Raw genomic sequence first — 22,478 nt, 5'->3', positions numbered from 1 at the left:
ACCATGAACTTCTTCAACCTCATACGGATAGCCTTACGGGCACTGCAACGTAACAAGCTGCGGGCCTTCCTCACCATGCTGGGTATTATTATTGGCGTGGGGGCGGTGATTGCAATGGTGGCCATCGGCCAGGGTTCCAAACAAAGCATACAGGATCAGCTATCCAGCATGGGCTCCAACATGATCACCATACGGCCCAACAGCAATACCAGCGTGGGCGGCGGCGCAAGGCTGGATGCTACCAGCCTGCAAACCCTGAAGCTGGACGATATAAAGGCCATTGAACAACAGGCAAAATATATTACAGCCGTATCGCCACAGGTATCCGGCAAAGGGCAGGCTATTAACGGTGCGCTGAACTGGCCTACCAGCATACAGGGTGTAAGCCCTAGTTACCTGGATATACGCGACTGGCCATTGAAAGAGGGCGTAGCTTTCGGCGATAATGATGTAAAGGCAGCCACCAAAGTTTGCCTCATTGGACAAACAGTTGTGGAGAACCTGTTCAGCGGCGGAGAAAACCCCGTGGGTAAAACCATCCGTTTTAACAAGATCCCTTTTAAGATCATTGGCGTGCTGAGTGAAAAAGGAGAAAATGCATTTGGGCAGGACCAGGACGATATTATCCTGGCGCCCTACACCACGGTGCAGAAGCGCATACTGGCCATCCCGTATATACAGAACATCTTTGCATCGGCTATTGACGAGAGCAGCTCTACGCTGGCTACGGAAGAAGTATCGCAGATCCTGCGCACCGCGCATAAGCTCAAAACCGGCGATGATGATGATTTTACCGTACGTACGCAGGCAGAGCTGATCAATACCTTCAGCTCCACCAGCCAGCTGCTCACGGTGCTGTTAGCCGCCATAGCCGGCATTTCCCTGGTAGTGGGCGGTATTGGTATCATGAACATCATGTATGTTTCTGTAACGGAGCGTACCAAAGAAATAGGATTACGCATGTCTATTGGCGCCAGAGGGATTGATATACTGCTGCAGTTCCTGATAGAGGCCATCCTTATCAGCATTACCGGTGGGCTGATCGGTATTGCGCTGGGGATAACAGCCTCCAAACTGATTACGGTATTCCTTTCCTGGCCCACGCTGGTATCTGAAAGCTCTATTGTGTTATCGTTTATTGTTTGTACGGTAACCGGTGTGTTCTTTGGTTATTACCCGGCAGTAAAGGCCAGCAGGCTGGATCCTATAGAAGCGCTGCGGTATGAGTGAATTACAAATTGCTTAGTGCGGATGATACGGCCCCAGGGCCCAGTACTTGCGGCCTACTAATTTTTTGATCTTGTTAACGGCTTTCCAGCCGTTTTCAGAATTGGTCATTATAACCATTCCGTACCCACCTTCCAGACTGGCCAGCATGCTGGATATATACCCGTAATTATGCCCGTCATGCCCAAAAAAATTCACAGGCCCTCTCTTTGCGATGGTGAACCCTAAAGCATATTGGCTGCCACTGGTATTGGTAACAGGTGTTAGCATCAGGCGGGTATGCTCCTGGTCCAGTATATGGCCCTGCTCTCCTTTTAAGGATAGCTGCACTTCGGCCAGGAACCGCGCCAGATCTGCCGGTGTGCTCCAAAGCCCCCCGAAGCTGAAGGGGTATATAACCATGTATTTATCTTCAATTACTGCATTCTTTTTAAGATGGCCACTGGCAAATTCCTTTCCCGGCAAATGATAGTCAAAAGTGCTGTGCTCCATTTGAAGCGGCGCCAACACTGTTTGTTCCATGATAGCAGGATACGTTTTCTTTTCCTTATCCATTAACAACAGCTCCAGGATGGAGTAACCACCGGCCGAATACACATACTTCCCGGGATACCACGTTACCCGTACCGGCTCATTAATGGCAGGGGCCTGCCCGTTCAATGCCTGTACAATAGTGGGTAAGGTATCTTTCCTTGTATAATGCCGGAATACAGCGCCGGAAATACCGCCGGTATGGCTTAGCAGCTCCTTCACATTCACCTTTGACTGTTTTGTATATTCATTATCAGGCAGCTGCCAGGAAGTAAGCTGTTTATTGATGTCTTCACTTAATGAGATCTTTCCTTCCTGCACCTTTTTCATTACCGCTAATGCCGTTACCGGCTTGCTCATGGAAGCGGCCTGGAAAAGCGTGGTGGCGGTTACGCTATCCTGCGTACCAGCTTCTTTTAACCCAAAGCCTTTTGCCCATACTACTTTATAATTCTCAATAATAGCAATGCTTACACCTACTGCTTTTGTTTTCTTTATGATCTTATTGATCTCAGGGATTAATGACTCATATTTTTGCGCATCAGTTTGTGCATGGAGCGAAACCGTTGTGAAGAATAATGTAAGGGTTAAAATAAATTTCATCTGTGCATGATTATGTAAGTTACTTTACCAGCCCTGTGATCTCATCCAGCTTTGCGCTGAACTTAGTTACAGCTCCTGCTACCACTGCTATCTGCTCCTGTGCCTCTTTCCAGTTACGCTGTTCTATTGCTTCGCGGATACCGGGTAAGGTTTTTACGCCGTAACCGGTATAAAAGCCGGGTGCATAAATGCTGTGCTTAAACCAGGGCCGTTTGGGTAATCCCTGGCTTACCAGCAAACTTTGTTCCGCCTGGTACAAGGCTTCGTTTAAGCGTTGGCGTGCTGCAGCGGTTATTGTAGTTGCAGCAATTGAATCGGCCAGTGTGCTGCTGGAATGGTCCAGCTTTACAAGGGCATTCTGCAGGGCGGAAAAATCCAGGTAAGGCACTTCCGCTTTTGCTTTAGGCGCAGTAAAAGGCTTTTTAGGATCAGCAGCCAGCTGGTAGCTATGCTCTTTTATCAAACGGTTCTCCAACACGGTGTTTTCCCGCAGCTGGTCGGCCTGTTCGGTGAGCTCCTTTACATAACCGCTGATGGTTTTATACAGATCCGTGAAATCAAATGGCAATACATCAGCATCGGCTAAACGTAAAACTGCACGGCCGGCTACCTGCGCCAGCGCTACACCGTAGCTGAAATCCGGATCTTTAAAGCGGGAATACTGGTCGTAGGAATCATAAATGGAATGATACTCTCCCCCATCCCCTTCACCGCCAAAACCCAGGTTTAAAGAAGGCACGCCCAGGTGCTGGAAAAAGGGCGAGTAATCGGAGCCGGAGCCCAGCGCAAAAAGGGTAATGCCTTTCTTTTCCAATGCTGCTTTGCGGCCCGCGGGCGCTGCATTCACCACCGCCGCTGCTTTGGCCCTTTCATATACGCTTACTTTGGTTTGCGGATCGGTTACGTCTTTGGCTATGCCGTCCATTAATTTGGTAAGGGCGTGTGAGCCGCCCATGCCCAGGAAACCGCGTTCATTACCATCTGTATTAATATAGGCTACGGCTTTTTGCTGCAGCTCTTTGTCATGATCTTCCACCCATTCTGTAGATCCTAAAAGGCCTGGTTCCTCGCCATCCCAGGCGCAGTATACCAGGCTGCGTTTAGGCTGGTAACCGCTTTTAACAAGCGCGCCAATGGCCTTAGCTTCTTCCAGCATGGCCGCCAGCCCGCTAATGGGGTCACCGGCGCCATTTACCCAGGCATCATGGTGGTTACCGCGTATCACCCATTCATCCGGGTACTGGCTGCCTTTTATGGTGGCTACTACATCGTATGCAGGCACCAGATCCCAGTTGTAGGTTACCTCCAAATGTACGGTAGCTTTACCCGGCCCTGTATGGTAGGTAATGGGCAATGCGCCCCGCCATCCGGCCGGTACTACTGGTCCTTCCAGGGCTGCCAGCAAAGGCTGCGCATCATGATAGCTGATGGGCTGCACTGGTATTTTCAGGATGGTAGCAGCCTGTGTGCGCTCCAGGCGTTGGGCATTTTCCGTAGCGCCTACACCGGGCGTTAACGGATCGCCGGGATAAATAACCATATCCATTACAGAACCGCGCTGTACCCCATATTCACTTTTAAAGGCACCTTTGGGATATACATCGCCTTCATAATACCCATCTTCTTTAGGATCGGAATAAATGATACAACCAATAGCGCCGTGCTCTGAGGCTACCTTGGGTTTAATACCACGCCAGGAGCGGCCATAACGCGCTATTACTATCTTGCCCTTCACGTCTATGCCTAAACGTTCCAATGTTTCATAATCTTCGGGTAAACCGTAGTTCACATACACCAGCGGCGCTGTTACATTCCCATCTGCGCCCCAGGCATTATAGGTAGGCAGCTGTCCTTCCTGGCCGGAGGTAGCATCTTCTTTCAGGGCCGGCTCTTTTAGCGTAGCCGTGAACTTTACAGGAGCGGTGAGCTCCAGCACCCGTGTTTTAGGCGTGGGAAACAGCACCTTATAGGTGTTAATGCGGGCATCCCACCCATAACTCTTAAACTTCCCTACAATGGCTTCGGCTACTTTTTTACCTTCTGCAGAGCCCAGGTGGTGGGGCTTTGCAGACAATTCCTTAATGGTGGCGCCTATATGGGCGCTGCTAAGCTGCTGATCAAAACGGGTTTCCAGCTGTGTGCTGGCTGCTTTTTGCTGAGCAATAACGGGCGTGCAAATACTCCATGCCAAAGCGGCCGCGCTAAGCGTAATAGTTAACTTCATGATGATTATTTTATAGGCAGATGATGTTGCGATCCGGATATTTGGTTGGTGGTTCCCTATAGTATAGTTAATAATACGGCGAATCCTGTTATTAAACAAGCAGAAAAAAATTACCGGCCTTTTTTGTGCTGCGCTGCTCTTTTACGCTCCTCCTCTTTTTCATTTTCCTGCACATTGTGGCGGTGACTTTCTACCTCTGTTACCTGGTACATTACAGCATAACTGCTGGGCCGGATCTCTGCGCCAAACTGCAGGGCGTAGAATTTGGTGAACTCCGCGCCAACATATAAAATAATGGCGGAATAATAGATCCATAATAACAGCACCACCAAAGACCCGGCTGCGCCATAAGCGCTGCCTATATTGCTGCGGCCTATGTAAAAGGTAATGATGAACTTTCCCAGCATAAACAGCAGCGTGGTAAAAAAAGCCCCGGCGGCCACATCTTTCCAGCGGATCAACGCATCCGGCAATACCTTGTAGATGATAGCAAACAGAAACCATATGATCACGAACGTAAGCACCAGGTTAGTAATGTAGAACAGCATGATGGCAGTATGTGGAAAATGTTCCCGCAGCTGGTCCATAAAACCTTCTACCAGCGCATTGATCATCAATGATACCAGCAATAAAAAGCCCAGTCCCAGCACCAGGGAGAACGACAGCAGGCGGCTTAACAGCAGCTGCACCAATCCCCTGCGGTATTTTACCTTTAAGCGCCACATGCTGTTAATGGTTTCCTGGATCTCTGTAAAAATAGTGGTAGCGCCTATGAGCAGGGCAATAAAGCCTACTGCGGCGGTAAATACATTGGCGCTGTCCAGCGTTGCATTCTTCATTACCTCCTGGATCTGCAGCGCGGCCTTACTGCCTATCAGGCCGCTGACCTGCGTGTAGATCCTGCCTTCCACGGCCTCGCGCCCCCAGAAAAGGTCGGCCAGGAAAATGATGACGATCATCATGGGGCCTAATGAAAAAACCGTGTAAAAGGCCAGCGATGCGCTCAGCCTGAGCACCTGGTCTGTTCCAAAACTTTTACCGGTGTGCCGGAGCACTTTCCAGAAATCCCTTATTGAAAATTTCCTCATAAACAAAGTTGAGCACTTTATGAGGTCAATTAAAGTGCCAGCCTGTAGTATTAATAGCTGGTGGGGTGATGCGCTGTATCTGCAGGGGTACGAATGATGGTATCTTTTGGGGCGGCGGTGCTATCCATGGCAGTATGGGTGCTGTCTGTTTTGCCCGTCAGCAGGCTGTCTGCACGGCCTGGTGTTACGCGGGTATTAGGTGCAGCGCGGTTATCAGCGCCGATCCAGCCCATCTTCTCCATATCCTTACGCTCTTTTTTATTGAACAGCTGCTGCGGATGTTTTTCCCGGCGCAGTCCTTCATCAAAGCGGGATTCTGCTCCCATAGCAGGCGCCTGGTATGCCTGGTTGCTTTTTGACTGGAATACGCCCCTGGAACAGCTGTACAGCAGTATTACAGCACATAGGGCAGTAAATATTTTCAGGGGAAAACGCATAAGCAGGTTGTTTAATACATTAATATGACTCTACCATTTTAACGTGGCAGGCGGGGGATTATTGCTGTGCACAAAAGTAAAATGCAGCCACCCGGTACCGGCATGGCTGCATTTGGCTGAAAGCGGAAAGCTGAAAGCAAAAAGCTATTCAGGTGTTTTTGCTTTTAGTTTATTTTACTGCAAATTTTTGCTGCAGCACCATTTCATTGGCGTTCTTGCCAATGGCTACGGTGTATTGTCCTTTGTATAATTTCCATTTACCGGTGGGCAGGTCCCACTTTTGCAGCTCGCTTACAGGAATACTTAATTCCACGGTTTGCTGCCCGCCCTTATTCACGCTTACGCGTTTAAAGCCTTTCAGCTCTTTCAGGGGCATGCGGTCCATTTGCGGGTACTGTATGTAAGCCTGCAGCACATCATCCGCATCATAGTTACCGGTGTTCTGCACATTCACAGTAAAGTGGATGGTATCTTTTAATGCATATACGTTCTTAGGTGCTTGTGCCCATGCATAGCTGAAAGTAGTGTAGCTTAATCCAAACCCAAAAGGATACTGCACTTCCCCGCTGAAATAGCGGTAGGTACGGCCTTTGAGGCTGTAGTCCTTATAATCCGGCAGGTCGTTCAGGGAGCGGTAGAATGTTACCGGTAAGTGACCGGAAGGTGATACATTGCCAAACACAAGATCCGCCAGCGCTGCACCACCCTGCTCACCGGGGTACCAGGCCAATATAATAGCATCGGCATAAGGTTCAATGGCTGCAATATCAACCGCGCTGCCGGCTGTTACTACGGCAATAATAGGTTTCTTGTGTGCGGCGCGCAGCTTTTTCATAAACGCCAGCTGGGATGCGGGCAGGCTAAGCGTAGCTTTATCACCGCCGGAAGCAGAAAGGAATGCATCGCCCTCTTCTCCTTCCAGCACCGGTGTTAAACCTATTACAGCAATGCTTACATCACTGTTCTCTGCTGCCCATATACCGCCAAAATGTACGGTATCCTTATAATCACAGCCCAGGTCATATTGTACTGCAGTGGCAGGACCAGCTGCTGCGGCAATACCTTCTGCAAAGGTTACCAGGTTGCCGTTAATGCCGTGATAGTTGGCTACCAGCGCATCTGCTGCGGCTGCGTTGGAACCCAGCACCATAATGGAGCTGTATTTTTCTTTCTGCAGGGGCAGCACGCCGTTGTTCTTCAGCAATACCATACCCTGTTCTGCGGTTTTACGCGCCAGCGCTACATGGTAGGCATTGTGCACACTGTCCGCACCATAACGGTTATACGGAGCCAGGCCATTTTCATCAAACATACCCAGCTTCATTTGCGTGCGCAGGTTCTGGCTTAAAGCGCTGTCCACATCTGCTACGGTAAGCAATTTCTTTTCTACGGCTTCCTTTACATCTTTCTGCAAAATGGTGCCGCACTCCATGCCTACTTTAGCTTTTACTGCTGCAGCAGCTGTTTCCAGGCGGGTGGGAATGGCTTTGTGGCGTGTGTAAATATCATCCAGCGCACCGCAGTCTGTTACGGTTTGTCCGCTGAAGCCCCACTCATCGCGCAGGATGGTTTGCAGCAGCGTTTTACCGGTACAGCAAGGCTCCCCGTTCACGCGGTTATAAGCGCACATGATAGAGGCCACATGTGCATCTACCAGGTGTTTAAAGGCATATAAATAAGTTTCGCGCAGGTCTTTTTCATCTATCTGTACGTTAAACGTATGGCGGTCTGCTTCCGGTCCGCTGTGCACGGCAAAGTGTTTGGCGCAGGCGGCGGTTTTCAGGTGCATGGGATCTGTACCCTGCAGGCCGGTGATAAATGAGGTGCCTATGCTGGCGGTGAGAAAGGGATCTTCACCATAGGTTCCCTGGCCGCGGCCCCAGCGTGGATCACGGAACAGGTTAATATTAGGCGTCCAGAAATCGAGGCCCATGTACCACAGGCGGCGGTTCATGGCTACCGACAGGTTGTATTTGGCGCGGGCTTCCGTGGAAATGGTGTTGGCTACTTCCTGCACCAGGGCCTGGTTAAAGGTGGCCGACATGCCAATGGCCTGCGGGTATACTGTGGCCTCTCCTGCCCTGGCAATGCCATGCAGCGCCTCGTTCCACCAGTTGTAAGAGGGAATTTGCAGGCGGTCAATGGCAGGACTGTTAAACCCTAACAGGGAGATCTTCTCATCCAGCGTAAGGGTTTTTAACAGGTCTTTTACGCGCGCATCCACCGGCGCCTGGGCATTCCGGAATACGGGCTGCTGTGCATACAGGCTGCCTGCCATTAATACAAGTACGGTTGCCAGCTGGTAAATTTTTTTCAACATCAGATTAAGATTAGCTTAAGGTTCAATGTTCACAAATGGGGCTTAAAGAAACGGCATTTTCTGGTAAAATAATATTGTTGTGCAGTAATTAACCCAGGCTGATATCATTTTAATAGAAAAAAATAATTTTTAAAAGAACGAACATTCGTTTATCTTTGTTCCCGATATGCGTTTAAGAGATGAAAATAAAGAGACGCTGATCCGGGAGCAGGCCATTGCACTGATTGTGCAGGAAGGCTTTGACGGGTTAAGCATGCAAAAGCTGGCAAAGGCGGCCAATTTATCGGCCTCCACCATTTACATTTATTTCAAAAGCCGGGAGGACCTTCTGAACCAGGTATATATTGCGGTGGATGAGATCTTTGCAAAGGAGGTGCTGAAGAACTTTGACCCTGCCATGTCTTTTGAAGAAGGTTTGTGGCAGCAGTGGAAGAACCGGTATAAGTACGTACAAAAGTACCCGCTGCACTATCATTTCTCTGAACAGTTCCGCAACTCGCCGCTGATCAAACACCAGGATATTAAGGAAAGCCCTTTCCGGGTGGCCATGCAGCAGTTCACTAAAAATGCCATTCAACGCAAAGAGATCGTGGACCTGCCGCCGGAAATATTATGGGCCCTGGCCTATGGCCCGTTTTACATACTTATTAAATTTCACCTGGACCAGAGCAGCATGGGCGGTAAACCTTTTTCCCTAAGCGAGCAGAAAATGAAACAGGCGTTTGGGCTGGTGGTTAAAGCGCTTAAAGCATAAAGCGGAAAGCATAAAGCATAAAGCGGAAGCCTTTTTGTTTAGGGCCCTATGTTGTACTGGAACAACGCACAGCGCATTAAGCGTTAAGCGTTCGGCATTAAGCATTCTGCTTATTATATACACACTAAAACACTACTGATGAAACTCAATCATGCCAACCTGCCGGTGGCAGATGTACCTGCGGTAAAGGATTTCTTTACCACCCACTTTGATTTTACGGCATTGCCCATGCAGGGTGGCGGCGATAAATTTGCCGTGCTGGAAGGTGAAGACGGCTTTATCCTGAACCTGATGCAGGCTAAGGAGGCCCATATTACCGGTACCGAAAGCGGTTATCCTAAAAACTTTCACATCGGCTTTTTCGTAGATACACCGGAGCTGGTGCGCGAAAAACATGCGGCCATTACAGCAGCCGGTTTTACCGCTAATGAGGTGGAGGAATTAAAACGGGGCGGGTTTAGTTCTGTTACGTTCTACTGTTATGCGCCAGGGGGAATATTAGTGGAAGTAAGCAGCAGTAATTAACCCTCATGCGCTTTTACCCCTGATGTTATGCGCTTTTAATAGGGATGTTATGCGCTTTTAATACCAATTGCGCAGCAGTTGCGCACGAGTATCACACGAGTGTCATGCCGGCCTGCTGCCAGTGATGGGTCAAACAGCCGTTAATCCGCAATACTGATTGACGCAATTTACCCGGAGAATGACGCAATCAACCCATCTTTATAGATTGAAAATCACATAGTTTTGTAAGCATATCTAAAACAACGATCATGACTTTCAATCCTTATTTAAATTTTGATGGAAATGCTGAAGAAGCATTTATATTTTATCAATCTGTTTTTGGGGGAGAGTTATTTCTTCAAAGAATGACAGATGCCCCGGGAACGGAGAACCTGCCCGAAAACGAAAAGAAACGTGTTATGCATGTTGCACTTCCTGTTGGTAAGGGTCAGCTTTTAATGGCGTCTGATTGCTTACCTTCTGCGGGACACGTGCTGAACGTAGGCAATAACAATTACATTTCTATTACACCTGATAGCCGTGAAGATACTGAACGGCTTTTTAATGGACTTTCCGCGGGCGGCAAAGTTGAAATGCCTCTTGCGGATATGTTTTGGGGGGATTACTTCGGATCTTTTAAAGATAAATTTGGCGTCTGCTGGATGGTGAATTTTAGCAATAAGCAACCCGGTTCGTAAGATGCCGGAGCTGTGCCAAATGGCCTGTGACTGCAATTAATTTATGTGTGCCACACCTTTTTGGTGTGGCACACTTTGTTAATGATAACCAGGGTTCTGTTTTAATGTTGCAGTGCCATTCTTCAGGCTCAGATCTATCTGGCGCTGCGGAATGGGGAAATATTCATTTACATTTTTAGTGAAATGCGCGCCTCTTACATCTGTAGTAATGGTGCCTTCAAAGGCAAAGTAGGCGTTAATAGCCACATCTGCCTGGCCCCAGCGCACCAGGTCAAAAAAGCGGTGACCTTCCATGGCCAGCTCCAGCTTGCGCTCAAAGTAAACGGCCTTTAAGGCATAAGCCTGCCCTTTGGAGGCAAAGGTACCTGCGGGGTAAGGCTTTACGCTGTAATTAGCTGCGGGCGTGGTAGAGAAGCCGCCCATTGGTTTGTTGTTATCCTTATACTTATACACCCAGCCGGCTGGTATGGCGGCGCGGTTACGCACCATATTTACATACTCTTCTGCTTTGGCAAAGCTGGAGAGCTGCACTTCACATTCGGCAGCCATCAGCAACACATCCGCATAACGGATCAGGTTATAGTTAATGGCATTACCGGGGGCCCAGCTGCGGGGATCATAATAATCGTCCTGCGTGGCCTGCCAGTACACATTCTTTTTGGCGGAGTATACACCGGCATCCACGGGATCGCGGGCCCAGGCTGCGCCGGGGTGCAAGCCCCAGTCAAGGTAAGGTATGCCCTGGCGGCCTACCGTCCAGTCAAGGCGTGGATCTACGGTTTCTGTATTGGCGTTATGCTGGTTATAGGCATCCAGGTAAGGCAAACCGCCGCCATCTGTAATGTAGGAGTTTACCAGGTCTTGTGATGGCTGGTAAAAACCGCAGCAGCTGAAAGGCCCGTTGTAGGGGTAGTTCAGCATCTCGCCCTGGTTGGCATTGGCGGTGGTGCCGGAACCATCGTTCGCATCGTATTGAATGGCAAAAACGGATTCGGAATTGTTTTCCGTAGCTGCGTCAAAGTTATCCTCGAACTTATTTACCAGCGCATAACGTTCTCCCTTGGAAGTAATGCCCTGTGCAATGATCTGGTCGAACAAGGTTTTGGCATCTGTAAACTTATGCTGGTATAACAGGGTTTTGGCCAGGTAAGCGGCGGCAGCCCATTTATTGGGGCGGCCTGCTTCTTCCTGCGTTTCGTGCAGGTTATCCATGGCAAATTTGAAATCCGTCTGAATGTCGGGCCATATATCCTGGTCATTGGGCATCTTAAAGTCACTTTGTTTTTCATCTATCCAGGGCACCATGTTAAACATCTTCTTCAGATCAGAATAATAGTGTGCGCGTAAAAAGCGGGCTTCTGCCTCCACCTCTGTTTTCTCATCCTCCGACATATCTTTTACAGCCGGCAGTATGCGTAACACAGTATTACAGCGGGTTACGCCTTCATAATCCACCCGCCATTTATCGTTAAAAAAACTGTTGCTGGCATCTCCCTTAAAAGCCGCGATGGCCATGGTGGCCGGGGAATCAAAGGGGTCGCTGCCTTTATGCGCATCACCGCCGCACACGCTGCCGTAGATCCAGTTGTCCGGCGATACAGCATAACCGCTGCCGCCGGAAAGGTTCACCATATCTCCATCTTTATAATCCTGCCCGTCCAGCGCACCATAGGCGCCAATAAGCAAAGTGTTCACGCCCTTTTTAGTGGTAAGGGCATTTTCATCTAAGGCCGACAGCGGCGCACGGTCCAGGAAGCTTTTGCTGCAGGACTGTGACAGCAGAGCGGCTGCCAGCATGGATATACTACCTATTAAACGTATGTTTTGCATTACTTACTTTTTAATGGTTTAGAAAGAGAGATTCACACCTACCAGGAACTCCCGCTGACTGGGATAAGCTCCTTCGTCAATACCAAAGTCCGTTACACCGGAGCCACCAATTTCAGGATCAATGCCTTTGTATTTGGTGATGGTGAACAGGTTAGCCGCTTGTATGTACACCCGCAAACGGTCTACATGCAAGCGGTTCAGCATACCAGCCGGCAACGTGTATCCCAGCTGTATGTTCTTGGCGCGCAGGTAAGCGCCATTATCCACGAAATAAGAGTTGGGTACGTTGTTGGTGCTGAAAGAGCCGGCATTTTCCTGGATAGGCGCTTTGGCGTTCTTATGATCCGGGCGCCAGGAATCGTACAGGGCGGTTTTGCTTTTTGCGCCGTCAAAAGAGGAGTAAAAGTCTGTCCACCATTTTACGTTGTTCCAGATCTGGTTGCCCTGCACGCCGTACAGGAAAATGCTGAAATCAAATCCCTTGTATTTGAGGCCCAGGTTAATACCGTAGGATACATCCGGGTTAGGATCGCCCAGGAAGGTGCGGTCATCTGCGGTGATCTGTCCGTCATGGTTGATGTCTGCATAACGGAAGCGGCCCAAACTGGCATCTGTCTGGTAAGTGGCGTTGGGATCGCCGGTGGCTTTCTGCGCTTCTGCATCGGCAGCAGCTATCTCGCTATCATCATTCCAGAAACCTGTTACCTTATATCCAAAGAAAGAGGAAACCGGGTGGCCGGCTGCATTGCGGATGATGGTGCTGCCATCAAAACGGCGGCCATCCTCATCAAAATAGTTAATGCCCTCTGCTATTTTTTTGATCTTATTCTTATAGGTGGTAAAGGTGATGGTTGCATCCAGCTGCAGCTCTTTGGTAATGTTGGTGTGCGTGCCAATGGTAATGTCTATCCCGTGGTTTGACATATTGGCTACGTTGGCATATGGCTGCTGCGCTACGCCGTTAGTGCCGGGCAGCTCAGGATTATACAGCAGGTCTTTGATGTTCTTCTGGTAATAATCTGCAGATACTTCCAGCTTACCGCCGAACAAGCTGGCATCTATACCTATGTTGGTATTAACATCACTTTCCCATTTAGCATAGGGGTTACCGATCTGGTACGGCTGAAAACCTTGCAGGATGCTGTTGTTAGAGCCGGTAAGATCATAATAGGATGAATTCTTATTGCCGTTGAATAACGTATATGCGTTGTAGGGAGACAGGTTAAACTGGTTACCCATTATGCCCCAGCCGCCGCGGATCTTCAGATCGGTGAGCCAGGTAAGGCCTTTCATGAACTGCTCCTGGGAAATGCGCCAGCCTGCACTTACGGCCGGGAACCAGCCATAACGGTTGTAGAGCAGCTTGGACGATCCATCGCGCCGCAGCGTAGCGCCTAACAGGTATTTATCGCGGTAGCTGTAATCCAGGCGGCCGATGAGTGATACCAGCGCATTGGAGAAACGGGTATTGGCAGCTGTTTGCCCGCCGCCGCCGGTGGAGTTATCCACGTAGTTGGGATCAAACGTAAAGAAATCCTGTGTGGTGCCGTTCAGCGTTCTGCCGCGTTCATCATAGGCTTCTGTACCTACCAGCAGTTTCAGGTCATGCGCGCCGGCAAAGGTGTGCTGGAAAGCCAGGGTGTTGGTCCAGGTCCAGTTATGACCGTTGCCGGAATTTTCACTGTAAGAGTTCAGGGAAGAATTTTCCCTGTTCTCATACTGGGGATAGGTGAAGGTATGATCCCAGCTGGAATACACCTCGCCGCCAAAGCTGGTGCGTACAGTGAAGTATTTGAACAGGTCTACCTCCGCATACACATTGCCGAACACGCGGTTGCTTTGCCCTTTATTGGTGCGGGTGCGGTACTGCTGTGCTACAGGGTTAGCCGCATCGCCCAAACCCAGGCCATAGGAGCCTGCAAAGTTGCCCATAATATCATACACCGGTATAATGGGCTGCTGGCGGTAGCTCATGGATACTGCATTTTCACTGGTCAATGATTCTATGCTGGGGTTATCTGTAACGGATACGGATATATTTTCCCCTACCCTTACATGATCTGTAATATTAAACTGGCTGTTGGAGCGCAGGGTGTAGCGTTTCAGGTAGGTGTTCATTAAGGTACCTTCCTGGTTAAAATAGTTGAGTGAGAACAGGTAGTTACCACGGTCGCCACCGCCGCTTACAGACAGGTTATGGCTGGTAATGGGCGCGGGTTTAAAAACTTCGTGATACCAGTCCGTACCTGCTTTATTGGCTTTGGTAATGCGGTAAAAATTATTGAAATCGTCCTGGTCTGTGTAGTTAGGATTTACATAATACAGGGAAGGATCCGTACGGGGATCGCCTTCTTTGAGCCCTACGGGCAGCAGGTAATCCGGCAGCACCGGTGTGGGGCCGCTGCCATACAGCGTATCCGACGGGTTGGCAATGCCGGAGTTCTTATATGCCATCCAGCGCAGGTTAGCCATTTCCTGCGGGTTCAGCGCATGCCATACATTACCGCCTTTAGGATACTGGCGGCCGTAATACGCATCGTACTGCACTTTTACTTTACCGCTGCCTCTTTTGGTGGTGATGATGATAACCCCGTTGGATGCACGGGAGCCGTAAATGGATGCGGCGCCGGCATCTTTTAACACCTGCATGGTGGCTACATCATTCGGGTTCAGGTCACTGATGTTCTGCGTGGGTACACCATCTACCACATATAAGGGCGTGTTATTGCCAAAGGTGTTCACCCCGCGGATACGTACCATGGGCGCCGCGCCGGGCTGCCCGGAACCTATGACCGTTACGCCGGAGGCCTGCCCCTGCAGCTGATCCTCTACCTGCGCGGTGGGCTGCTTGTTCATGTCTGCCACCTTAACAATGGTAACTGCGCCGGTAAGATCTTTTTTACGCTGGGAGGTATAACCGGTTACCACTACCTCATTGAGTGAGCTGGTATTTTCCTGCAGGGTTACATCCAGCGCTGACTGGCTGCCTACGGGTATTTCCCGGCTTTCATAACCTACGTAGGATACTTGCAGCACTTCGCTCCCGCTACCTTCAATATTCAGGGTATAGTTACCATCTGCATCCGTAAGCGCACCGTTTCGTGTACCCTTTACCTTTATAGTTACCCCGGGTAAGGGTACGCCTTTTTTATCTGTTACCCTGCCATGAATAGGGCGCTGCTGCTGTTGCAGCACAGGCGCAGTAGGTGTTTCCAGCTGCTCTGCTGCTTTCTTTTCCGTGACCAGGTAAAAGCGGTCGCGTACTTTTTCAAACGACAGGTTAAAAGGGCTGAGCGCTTTTTGGAGGATCTCTTCCGGCGAGTGGTACAGGGTAAGGTCCAGCTTTACCTTACGGCTTTTTACCAGCTCGCTTTTATAGGCTATGGAAATGCCGAAGCGGTTTTCTGTTTGCCGGAATACATTTTTAAGGGTAAGCTCTTCCAGCTGGTAAGTTACTTCCCTTGGAGTGCCCGCCGGACCTGCAGCAACGGCTGTCAGATCCTGCGCGTAAAGTGCAGGGCATAGCCATGCGAGCGCCAATATGTGCATTGGCAGCACACGTAAACATTTTTGCATGTGTACTTTTTTTTGTGTGTTAGTGACCCCGGTTACTTCCCTTCCGTATATAGATATACTCTTCCTTTTGGTTGAATTTTACGTTGAATACTTTTGCAAATTGTGTCATCATGGTATCGGCATTATAGATCACTGGCATAGAGCCGGATACCTGGTAGCGCAGTAGCTGTGAATCGGCCATGATCAATCGTTTGCCGAATACCTGCTGCATAAAGATTGCGGCATCTGATAAGGTATAGTTCTCCATTTCCACGCGGCTGCTGGTCCAGGCCAGGAGGCGGCTTACCGGTGCATTGCTTTTGGCATAGCTGCCATCCAGCTTATTATAGTTCAGCATTTCACCGGGCTGCAGGTACAGCTGCGTTTCTGGTGCATGGGCGGCCGGTACGTTCAGCTTTACCTGTCCTTGCTGCAGTACTACCATAATCTTATTTCCAAAGCTATTGACGTTGAACTGTGTGCCTAATACTTCTACCGATAGTTTGTCGTACGTATGTACTATAAAACGCTGGTTGTTATGCCTTACATGGAAGTAGGCTTCTCCATCCAGCCACACCTCCCGCTGATCTGCTTTTCCCGTGTACAGCAGGCGGGATCCGGCATTTAATATTATTAAAGAGCTATCCGGCAGCCAGGCGCGTTTTACTTCTCCTAAATGCGTATATACACTATACGTTACCGGCTTAAAAGATCGTTGTTGCATCAGCCATAATGACGTGGCGGCTATTAATATAATTGCGGCTGCGTATTTCCAGCTGGCCCACCAGCGTTTTCTTATAACGGGCAGCTCTTCTTCCCCTGTTTGATGTTCCCAGATATTATCCCATAGCTGGCCCTTTTCCTGTTCTGTAAGCGTATATTCCTTAAACTGTATGCTGCGTACCAGGGTAACGGCAGCTTCAATGGTAGCGCGTTTTTCCGGGTGCTCGCGCAGCCAGGATTCCCAGTAATAGGTATTTTTCACATCCGGATGCAGCACCCATTGCTGAAAGTCCTCATCCAGGATAAAGTCCCTGGTAGTATATAAGTGGTAGGCTTTTTCCGTCAAAGGGTGTTGTTTTTATTAAAGAGACGCGGAGGGGAGAAATCTCATCAGTTTTGGGGAAGTTTTTTGAAAAGTTTTTTTGGGAACACTGGTTGATCTTAATTTAGGTTACCGGAGATGCCTTGGTGCGGATGTTTGCAGGCGTATCTTGGCTTTACATGCTTGCAGGTCCAAACACGGACTGCGCCCGCCTGTTTGGATGGTTATGGGGCGTTGGGTTGTCACTTATGGTTTAGTTAGGTGATGGGGCATTATCAAGCCGGTGACGCCGGGCAAGGTCCTTTGTTTGGAACCTGCAAGCAATGCGGGAGTGCGCCTGGAAAAGTTTAGGGTGCTTAACTAACATGAATAAGTGCATGGGTGGTGAAATGACATATGTATCAATTTGGAGATGGCCCCCGTTCGAAACCGTTTTAGTTACCAGATTACATTGTCTGTGTATTCCTTATCAATGTAATCAGTAAAAGGCCTCACCATTTGCATATGCAGGGTTACAATGTTAAGCTCCCATATGGCTGAATCATCATACCATGGATCAATTAAAAAATGCAACCTTTGTTTCCCTTAATCCCCCCTACTCCGTCCTCAAATTCTTCAACGGATTAGCCACCGCCGCCTTCACCGACTGATACGCAATAGTACCCCCGGCAATAATAAAAGATACTGCCAGTGCGGCCAGGAAAATAGCGGCGTTAATGCCGATGTGGTAAGCAAAATTCTCCAGCCAGGCGTGCATCATGTAATAGGCCACCGGTGCCGCTATCAGGAAGGCTATAGCTATCAGCAGCATAAATTCTTTTGCAAAGAGGCCTACAATATTAAGTATAGAGGCGCCCAATACTTTACGGATGCCCACCTCGCGGGTACGTTGTACGGCAGAAAAAGCAACCAGTCCATACAGTCCTAAACAGCCTATTAAAATAGCCAGGATAGAGAACAGCCGGAAGGCGGTGTACACTTTCTGCTCCTGCTTATAGAACTGTGCAATATGATCATCTATAAATTCGTAGTCGAACAGATCATCCGGGAAAAGGGCTGTCCATACTTTTTCAATACGGGCAATAGTTTCCGGCATGTGCTGCGGCTGCAGCTTTACGCTGGCGCTAAAGAAACGGCCGGCACGGTATAACAGGATGCAGGGCCTTCTCTTTTTATGCTTGGATTCACTCTGGAAGTCCTGCATAACACCGGTAATGATAACCGGTTCGCCGGATGCAATGAACCCCTTACCAATGGCATCCTGCGGGTTTTGAATACCCAGCTTGTGCATGAGCGTTTCATTGATCACCAGCTGGTGGGTGGTATCATTTTCATGTTGCTTAACGATCTTGTTACCGGCCAGCATACGCAGGCCAAACATGTCGGTGTAATGTTCATCAATGAACTTGATCTCCGTTACATCGTCTTTGGTCAGGCCTATTTCCGGTGCACGGAAAGGCGCAAAGCTGCTGTTGTATGAAGGCGCACCGGAAGAAAAGCTGAGATCTTTTATACCGGGATCATTGGCCAGCTGCTGCGCTATTATCTGCTGTTTGGATTCGTCGGGCAGATTAAAGGTGATCACGGCTTCTTTGTTAAAACCCAGGTCCTGGTTTTTGAAGAAATCCATTTGCCGGGCTACTATTAAGGTGCCTACGATCAGGATCTGGGAGGCGGCAAACTGCACAAATACTAAGCTCTTACGCAAAGTTAATCCCCGGAAGTTGTTACCAGTACTGCTTTTCAAAGACAACACCGGTTTAAACGCCGATTGTATAAAGGCCGGGTATAAGCCTGCCAGCAAAACGATCAGCAGCCCCAATGCGAGCACTAAACCCAGTATAACAGGCTGGAAGATCTGCGTATGATCCAGCTTAATATCCAGCCAGTTAACAGCCTGCGGCATAAACAGGTAAGCAATGATAATGCCCAGCAGCAGGGAAATAATGACCAGGAAAGCCGTTTCTCCCAGGAACTGGCGGATGAGCTGCGGCCTGTTAGCGCCCAGCACTTTGCGCACCCCTACTTCTTTGGCGCGGCGTGTAGCCTGCGCCGTGGCCAGGTTAATAAAGTTGATGCAGGCAGTAATAATAATAAACAATGCCACGATGGCCAATGCCCAGTAAGTGCTGCGGGAAGCGGTAGGGCTAACAGTATTATTGAGGTAACGCTGATCAAAGTGAATATCGCGCAGGGGCTGTAAAGGCAGGGTGGCTTCTTTGGCAATATCCGCACCCCAGTTCTTTGTAATAAAACCGGGCAGCTTCCTTTCCAGGTTTGCCACCGGGTAATGTTCCGGTAATACAATATAGGTGCTGCCTCCCATAATGGCATAGAACTCGCGCATAGCGCTGCCCTTTTCAAGGTCTTTGCGGATGCTTTCAAAAGATACCAGGAACCCGAAAGGCAAATGCGTATTACCCGGTACATCTTTAATTAAACCGGTAACCTTCAGGTCCAGGCGGTTATCCAGGTTCAGGAGCTGGCCCATGGGGTCCTTATCTCCAAAATATTTCCTGGCTATACTTTCTGTAAGCACAATGGTATTGGGTTCTGATAAAGCGGTGCGGGGATTGCCCTGCAGCCATTGGTAATCAAAAATGCCGGTGAACTGCCCGTCTGCAAACAGGAAACCATCTGCAGGGAAACGCTGCTGTCCTATTTTTACCAGGCCATTGTTGCGGTACCACACCTGCGATACGTTTTCCAGCTCCGGAAAATCATTGCGTAATGCGGGCGCTATAGCCATAGACACGCTGGGGTTATAATCCAGCGCATGCAGGGTAACACGGTAAGTGCGGTTGGCTTTGTGATGGAAGCTATCGTACCCCAGCTCATTCCGTACGATCAAAAAGGTCATAAGGCAGGAGGCCACACTAATGGTAAGCCCAAATACATTCAACAATACATAGCTGAGATTACGTTGCATGATCCTGATAGCGGAGAGCAGATAACTTCTGAACATGGGAAGGCAGATTGATCAACGCTGGTTTTCCAATACAGTGCCAGTTCATAACTACACTGATAATCAATTACTCTGATCTACCGGCATGTCCGGTTTTAACACAGGCCGTGTGCGAATATGAACAGTGTTTTAAGCGCCTTTATTTACCAGCAAAAGCAGCACCGGCAGGGCCAGTATTTCCTTTAACAGCCCTATGGCTTTGGAGATAAGGTTGTACACGGAATCTACTTTCATACCCATCATATCAGCTACCTCCTGGTAAGAGAGGTTCTGGAAAAAGCGCAGGTAAATAGCTTCCCGCTGGCGGCGGGTTAAAGTGGCCAGGGCGGAGTGCAGCTGCTGCAATTGTTCCTTACGGATCTCGTCCTGGATAATGTGGTGTTCCCGGGGCGGAATGCATTCAAAATCAAAGGGGATGGTATCGTCTGTTTTACGCCAGCGCCGGTCTTTCTGCAGGCTGCGTAACAGGTGGCGGCGGAATGCGGTGAGCAGGTAATAACGTATATGTACCACCGTTTCTGCCAGCTGCTGGCGGCTATGCCACAGGTCCTGGAACAGCTCCTGCAGGCAGTCCTTTACCTTTTCCGCATCTCCGCAGAAATGCAGGCCATAACTGTATAGGTCATCCACGTAGGTGTGATAGATCAGGGCGAAAGCATCGCGGTTACCCTCCCGGAACTGCTGCCACCATGCCGGCTGCGCGGGAGCCTGGTTCAAGGCCGCCACCGGTGGTACTATGGCTTCCTTCATAAGTGTTGATTTTGGCTGAAAGCAGAAAGCGTAAAGCAGAAAGCTGCTTACGTTTTGCTTATGGCTTTGGGAAGATACAAAATTTCCCCTTTTCATGGCACGCGCCTTGCAGCACTTTTAATATGGAAAAACATATCATAACTATCGTACTAAACGATAAGCCTTATCAGTTATTTATTTCCATTGACCACCAGGAAGAAGAAGTTACCTACCGCGTAGAACCGGGTGCAGATGAAGGACAATTAGATAACATCATCCCGGAACGGCTGGAATTCAGGGCCAATGGACATATTAAATTTGATGACCGCTTAAAGACCGTGGAAAGCGAGCAGATCGCACGCCTCATCTGGCAGGAGATACTGGATAAATTGAATCCGTAACCTGCCTGCATGTGTATGTTTGTTTGCTGCCAGCACTTTTCCCAAATGCTGTCAGCATTTCTTTTTTTTAACCATCTCCTCCCCTTTTTGTTGCACATCTTACAACGCATTGCGTAATATTACCCTCAAAAATATAAAGACATGCAAATAGGATTTATTGGACTCGGCAATTTAGGAACTCCCATCGCGGAAAATTTACTGGCAACACACCAGCTGTATGTGTATAACCGCACCGCAGCCAAAGCGCAGCACCTGGTAGATAAAGGCGCCATATTGTGCGAATCTGTAAAAGAGCTGGCCACTATGTGCGATGTGGTATTCAGCATTGTATCGGATGATGCGGCGCTCAAAAACATTACGGAAGGGCCGGATGGTATTGCAGCCCACCTGAAGCGCGGCGGCGTACACATTTCCATGAGCACTATTTTACCGTCAACAGCCACTGTGCTGGAAGCCTTACACCATCAGCACCACAACTACTACATTTCCTCACCTATACTGGGCAGGCCGGAAGCAGCCAGGGCCCGCAAGCTGAACATGCTGGTATCCGGCAACGCTGAAGAGGTTGATCGTATTAAACCCTTATTATCTGATGCCGGCGGCGCAGCTATATGGGAATTTGGGAAAGAGGTGACCGGCGCACCGGCGGCTAAGCTGTGCAGCAATTACCTGATACTTTCCAGCGTAGCAGCCATGGCAGAAGGTATTCACCTGGCCAAACAAAGCGGCATTGATGCTGCGATGTGGATGAACATGCTTACACAAACTATTTTCGGCGCACCGGTTTATATTAACTATAGCGCAGCCTTGTTAAAGGAAAATTATTTACCCGCAGGTTTTGGTTTAAAGCTGGCGTTGAAAGATGCCAACCTGGTATTACAGCAATCAGTAGCTACAGGGAGCAATATGCCGGTAGGCAAAACAGTGCAGGGACTCTTAGAGCAGGCAGTGGCTGCAGGATTTGGAGAGCATGACGTAACTGCGGTAGCGGAAGTAGTAAAAAAATAGTTGGCGTTGGCCAACTATTTTCATCCCAATCCCGGGCCGTAAGGCTGGGGAGTGTCTGAACCCTTCTTTCTGATACCATTCCAGATGGATTCCAGGATATGCCGTCCTTCCAGGGTAATAACCCGGGGAGAACATTGCACACCTTCCCCGGTTTCAAAAATCACCAGGTTATCCGGAATATGGCCTTCAAAACGTTTGGACAGGTCACCGTCCTGTAAATAATATGCAGGTTTACCGTTGTATGTTTCCTGCTCCACATGCAGATCCTCATCTTTACCGTTGAAGCTGATTATAATGGTTTGGGCAGCCATGAGACTTTTTTACATAACGGCCACAAGTTTGGGGCCGGTTTTTAGTTAGCTGTTGGCAGTTGGCTCCTGGCTGTTAGTAGTTGGCCGTTTGATGGGTATAGTTCGATAAATTAGCTGATTCTACTATAATACTGCCGGGCCTGTATGCCTAGCGTAATACAGCTGATAACCAGCAATAAGCATTTCCGGAAGATAAGCACGGTACTCGTTTTAAAGATGACGGGTTATGGGCCGCCAATATACAAAAT

Annotated in this window: 17 protein-coding genes; 6 read left to right on the top strand and 11 right to left on the bottom strand. The window is 49.1% G+C overall.

The window, feature by feature from the left end:
• Nucleotides 1-3: 3 nt before the first annotated feature.
• Entirely contained in the window at nucleotides 4-1,230 is a 1,227-nt protein-coding gene (locus KVT36_RS05170) for an ABC transporter permease (protein WP_217602431.1), read from the top strand.
• Between the two features lie 12 nt (nucleotides 1,231-1,242).
• Here KVT36_RS05170 and KVT36_RS05165 read toward each other — a convergent pair whose 3' ends face one another.
• From KVT36_RS05165 to KVT36_RS05145, 5 genes are all read right to left on the bottom strand, one after another.
• Complete coding sequence (locus tag KVT36_RS05165; protein ID WP_217602430.1) at nucleotides 1,243-2,361, bottom strand: serine hydrolase; 1,119 nt, start codon at nucleotides 2,359-2,361, stop codon at nucleotides 1,243-1,245.
• Nucleotides 2,362-2,380: 19 nt separating this feature from the next.
• Nucleotides 2,381-4,585, bottom strand: coding sequence for a transferrin receptor-like dimerization domain-containing protein (locus tag KVT36_RS05160; protein WP_217602429.1), 2,205 nt, complete (start codon nucleotides 4,583-4,585; stop codon nucleotides 2,381-2,383).
• A gap of 110 nt (nucleotides 4,586-4,695) precedes the next feature.
• Complete coding sequence (locus KVT36_RS05155; protein ID WP_217602428.1) at nucleotides 4,696-5,673, bottom strand: YihY/virulence factor BrkB family protein; 978 nt, start codon at nucleotides 5,671-5,673, stop codon at nucleotides 4,696-4,698.
• A 50-nt stretch (nucleotides 5,674-5,723) separates the two neighbouring features.
• Nucleotides 5,724-6,110, bottom strand: coding sequence for a hypothetical protein (locus KVT36_RS05150; protein WP_217602427.1), 387 nt, complete (start codon nucleotides 6,108-6,110; stop codon nucleotides 5,724-5,726).
• 169 nt (nucleotides 6,111-6,279) lie between these two features.
• Nucleotides 6,280-8,430: a glycoside hydrolase family 3 N-terminal domain-containing protein gene (locus KVT36_RS05145; protein ID WP_217602426.1), complete on the bottom strand. Its 2,151-nt coding sequence runs from the start codon at nucleotides 8,428-8,430 to the stop codon at nucleotides 6,280-6,282.
• Nucleotides 8,431-8,596: 166 nt separating this feature from the next.
• Here KVT36_RS05145 and KVT36_RS05140 point away from each other — a divergent pair, with 166 nt between their 5' ends.
• The 3 genes from KVT36_RS05140 (at nucleotide 8,597) to KVT36_RS05130 (ending at nucleotide 10,386) form a co-directional block, all read left to right on the top strand.
• Nucleotides 8,597-9,184 carry a TetR/AcrR family transcriptional regulator gene (locus KVT36_RS05140; protein ID WP_217602425.1) on the top strand — a complete coding sequence of 196 codons (588 nt, stop codon included), beginning with the start codon at nucleotides 8,597-8,599 and terminating at the stop codon, nucleotides 9,182-9,184.
• Between the two features lie 138 nt (nucleotides 9,185-9,322).
• Complete coding sequence (locus KVT36_RS05135; protein WP_217602424.1) at nucleotides 9,323-9,709, top strand: VOC family protein; 387 nt, start codon at nucleotides 9,323-9,325, stop codon at nucleotides 9,707-9,709.
• 248 nt (nucleotides 9,710-9,957) lie between these two features.
• Nucleotides 9,958-10,386 carry a VOC family protein gene (locus KVT36_RS05130; RefSeq protein ID WP_254639840.1) on the top strand — a complete coding sequence of 143 codons (429 nt, stop codon included), beginning with the start codon at nucleotides 9,958-9,960 and terminating at the stop codon, nucleotides 10,384-10,386.
• A gap of 78 nt (nucleotides 10,387-10,464) precedes the next feature.
• Here KVT36_RS05130 and KVT36_RS05125 read toward each other — a convergent pair whose 3' ends face one another.
• The 5 genes from KVT36_RS05125 to KVT36_RS05105 all read right to left on the bottom strand — a co-directional run bounded on the left by KVT36_RS05125 (nucleotide 10,465) and on the right by KVT36_RS05105 (nucleotide 20,531).
• A complete protein-coding gene (locus tag KVT36_RS05125; RefSeq protein ID WP_217602423.1) occupies nucleotides 10,465-12,216 on the bottom strand; it encodes a RagB/SusD family nutrient uptake outer membrane protein in 1,752 nt (583 codons plus the stop codon).
• An 18-nt stretch (nucleotides 12,217-12,234) separates the two neighbouring features.
• Nucleotides 12,235-15,792 (bottom strand): TonB-dependent receptor, encoded by a 3,558-nt coding sequence (locus KVT36_RS05120; protein ID WP_217602422.1) that lies wholly within the window; start codon nucleotides 15,790-15,792, stop codon nucleotides 12,235-12,237.
• Between the two features lie 19 nt (nucleotides 15,793-15,811).
• Nucleotides 15,812-16,840: a FecR family protein gene (locus tag KVT36_RS05115; protein ID WP_217602421.1), complete on the bottom strand. Its 1,029-nt coding sequence runs from the start codon at nucleotides 16,838-16,840 to the stop codon at nucleotides 15,812-15,814.
• Nucleotides 16,841-17,411: 571 nt separating this feature from the next.
• Nucleotides 17,412-19,781 carry an ABC transporter permease gene (locus KVT36_RS05110; protein ID WP_217602420.1) on the bottom strand — a complete coding sequence of 790 codons (2,370 nt, stop codon included), beginning with the start codon at nucleotides 19,779-19,781 and terminating at the stop codon, nucleotides 17,412-17,414.
• Between the two features lie 129 nt (nucleotides 19,782-19,910).
• Nucleotides 19,911-20,531, bottom strand: coding sequence for an RNA polymerase sigma factor (locus KVT36_RS05105; protein ID WP_217602419.1), 621 nt, complete (start codon nucleotides 20,529-20,531; stop codon nucleotides 19,911-19,913).
• Nucleotides 20,532-20,653: 122 nt separating this feature from the next.
• On the opposite strand from KVT36_RS05105, the gene KVT36_RS05100 reads away from it, so the two are divergent.
• Both KVT36_RS05100 and KVT36_RS05095 read left to right on the top strand, forming a co-directional pair.
• Nucleotides 20,654-20,911, top strand: coding sequence for a hypothetical protein (locus KVT36_RS05100; RefSeq protein ID WP_217602418.1), 258 nt, complete (start codon nucleotides 20,654-20,656; stop codon nucleotides 20,909-20,911).
• Between the two features lie 141 nt (nucleotides 20,912-21,052).
• Nucleotides 21,053-21,919 (top strand): NAD(P)-dependent oxidoreductase, encoded by an 867-nt coding sequence (locus KVT36_RS05095; protein ID WP_217602417.1) that lies wholly within the window; start codon nucleotides 21,053-21,055, stop codon nucleotides 21,917-21,919.
• Nucleotides 21,920-21,939: 20 nt separating this feature from the next.
• Here the strand turns inward: KVT36_RS05095 and KVT36_RS05090 are convergent, their stop codons facing one another.
• Nucleotides 21,940-22,230, bottom strand: a complete 291-nt coding sequence (locus KVT36_RS05090) for a hypothetical protein (protein WP_217602416.1) — start codon at nucleotides 22,228-22,230, stop codon at nucleotides 21,940-21,942.
• Nucleotides 22,231-22,478 lie beyond the last annotated feature (248 nt).

This window comes from Chitinophaga sp. GbtcB8, from assembly GCF_019091455.1.
Lineage (GTDB): Bacteria > Bacteroidota > Bacteroidia > Chitinophagales > Chitinophagaceae > Chitinophaga.
This window is presented reverse-complemented; position numbering and strand designations above follow the sequence as displayed.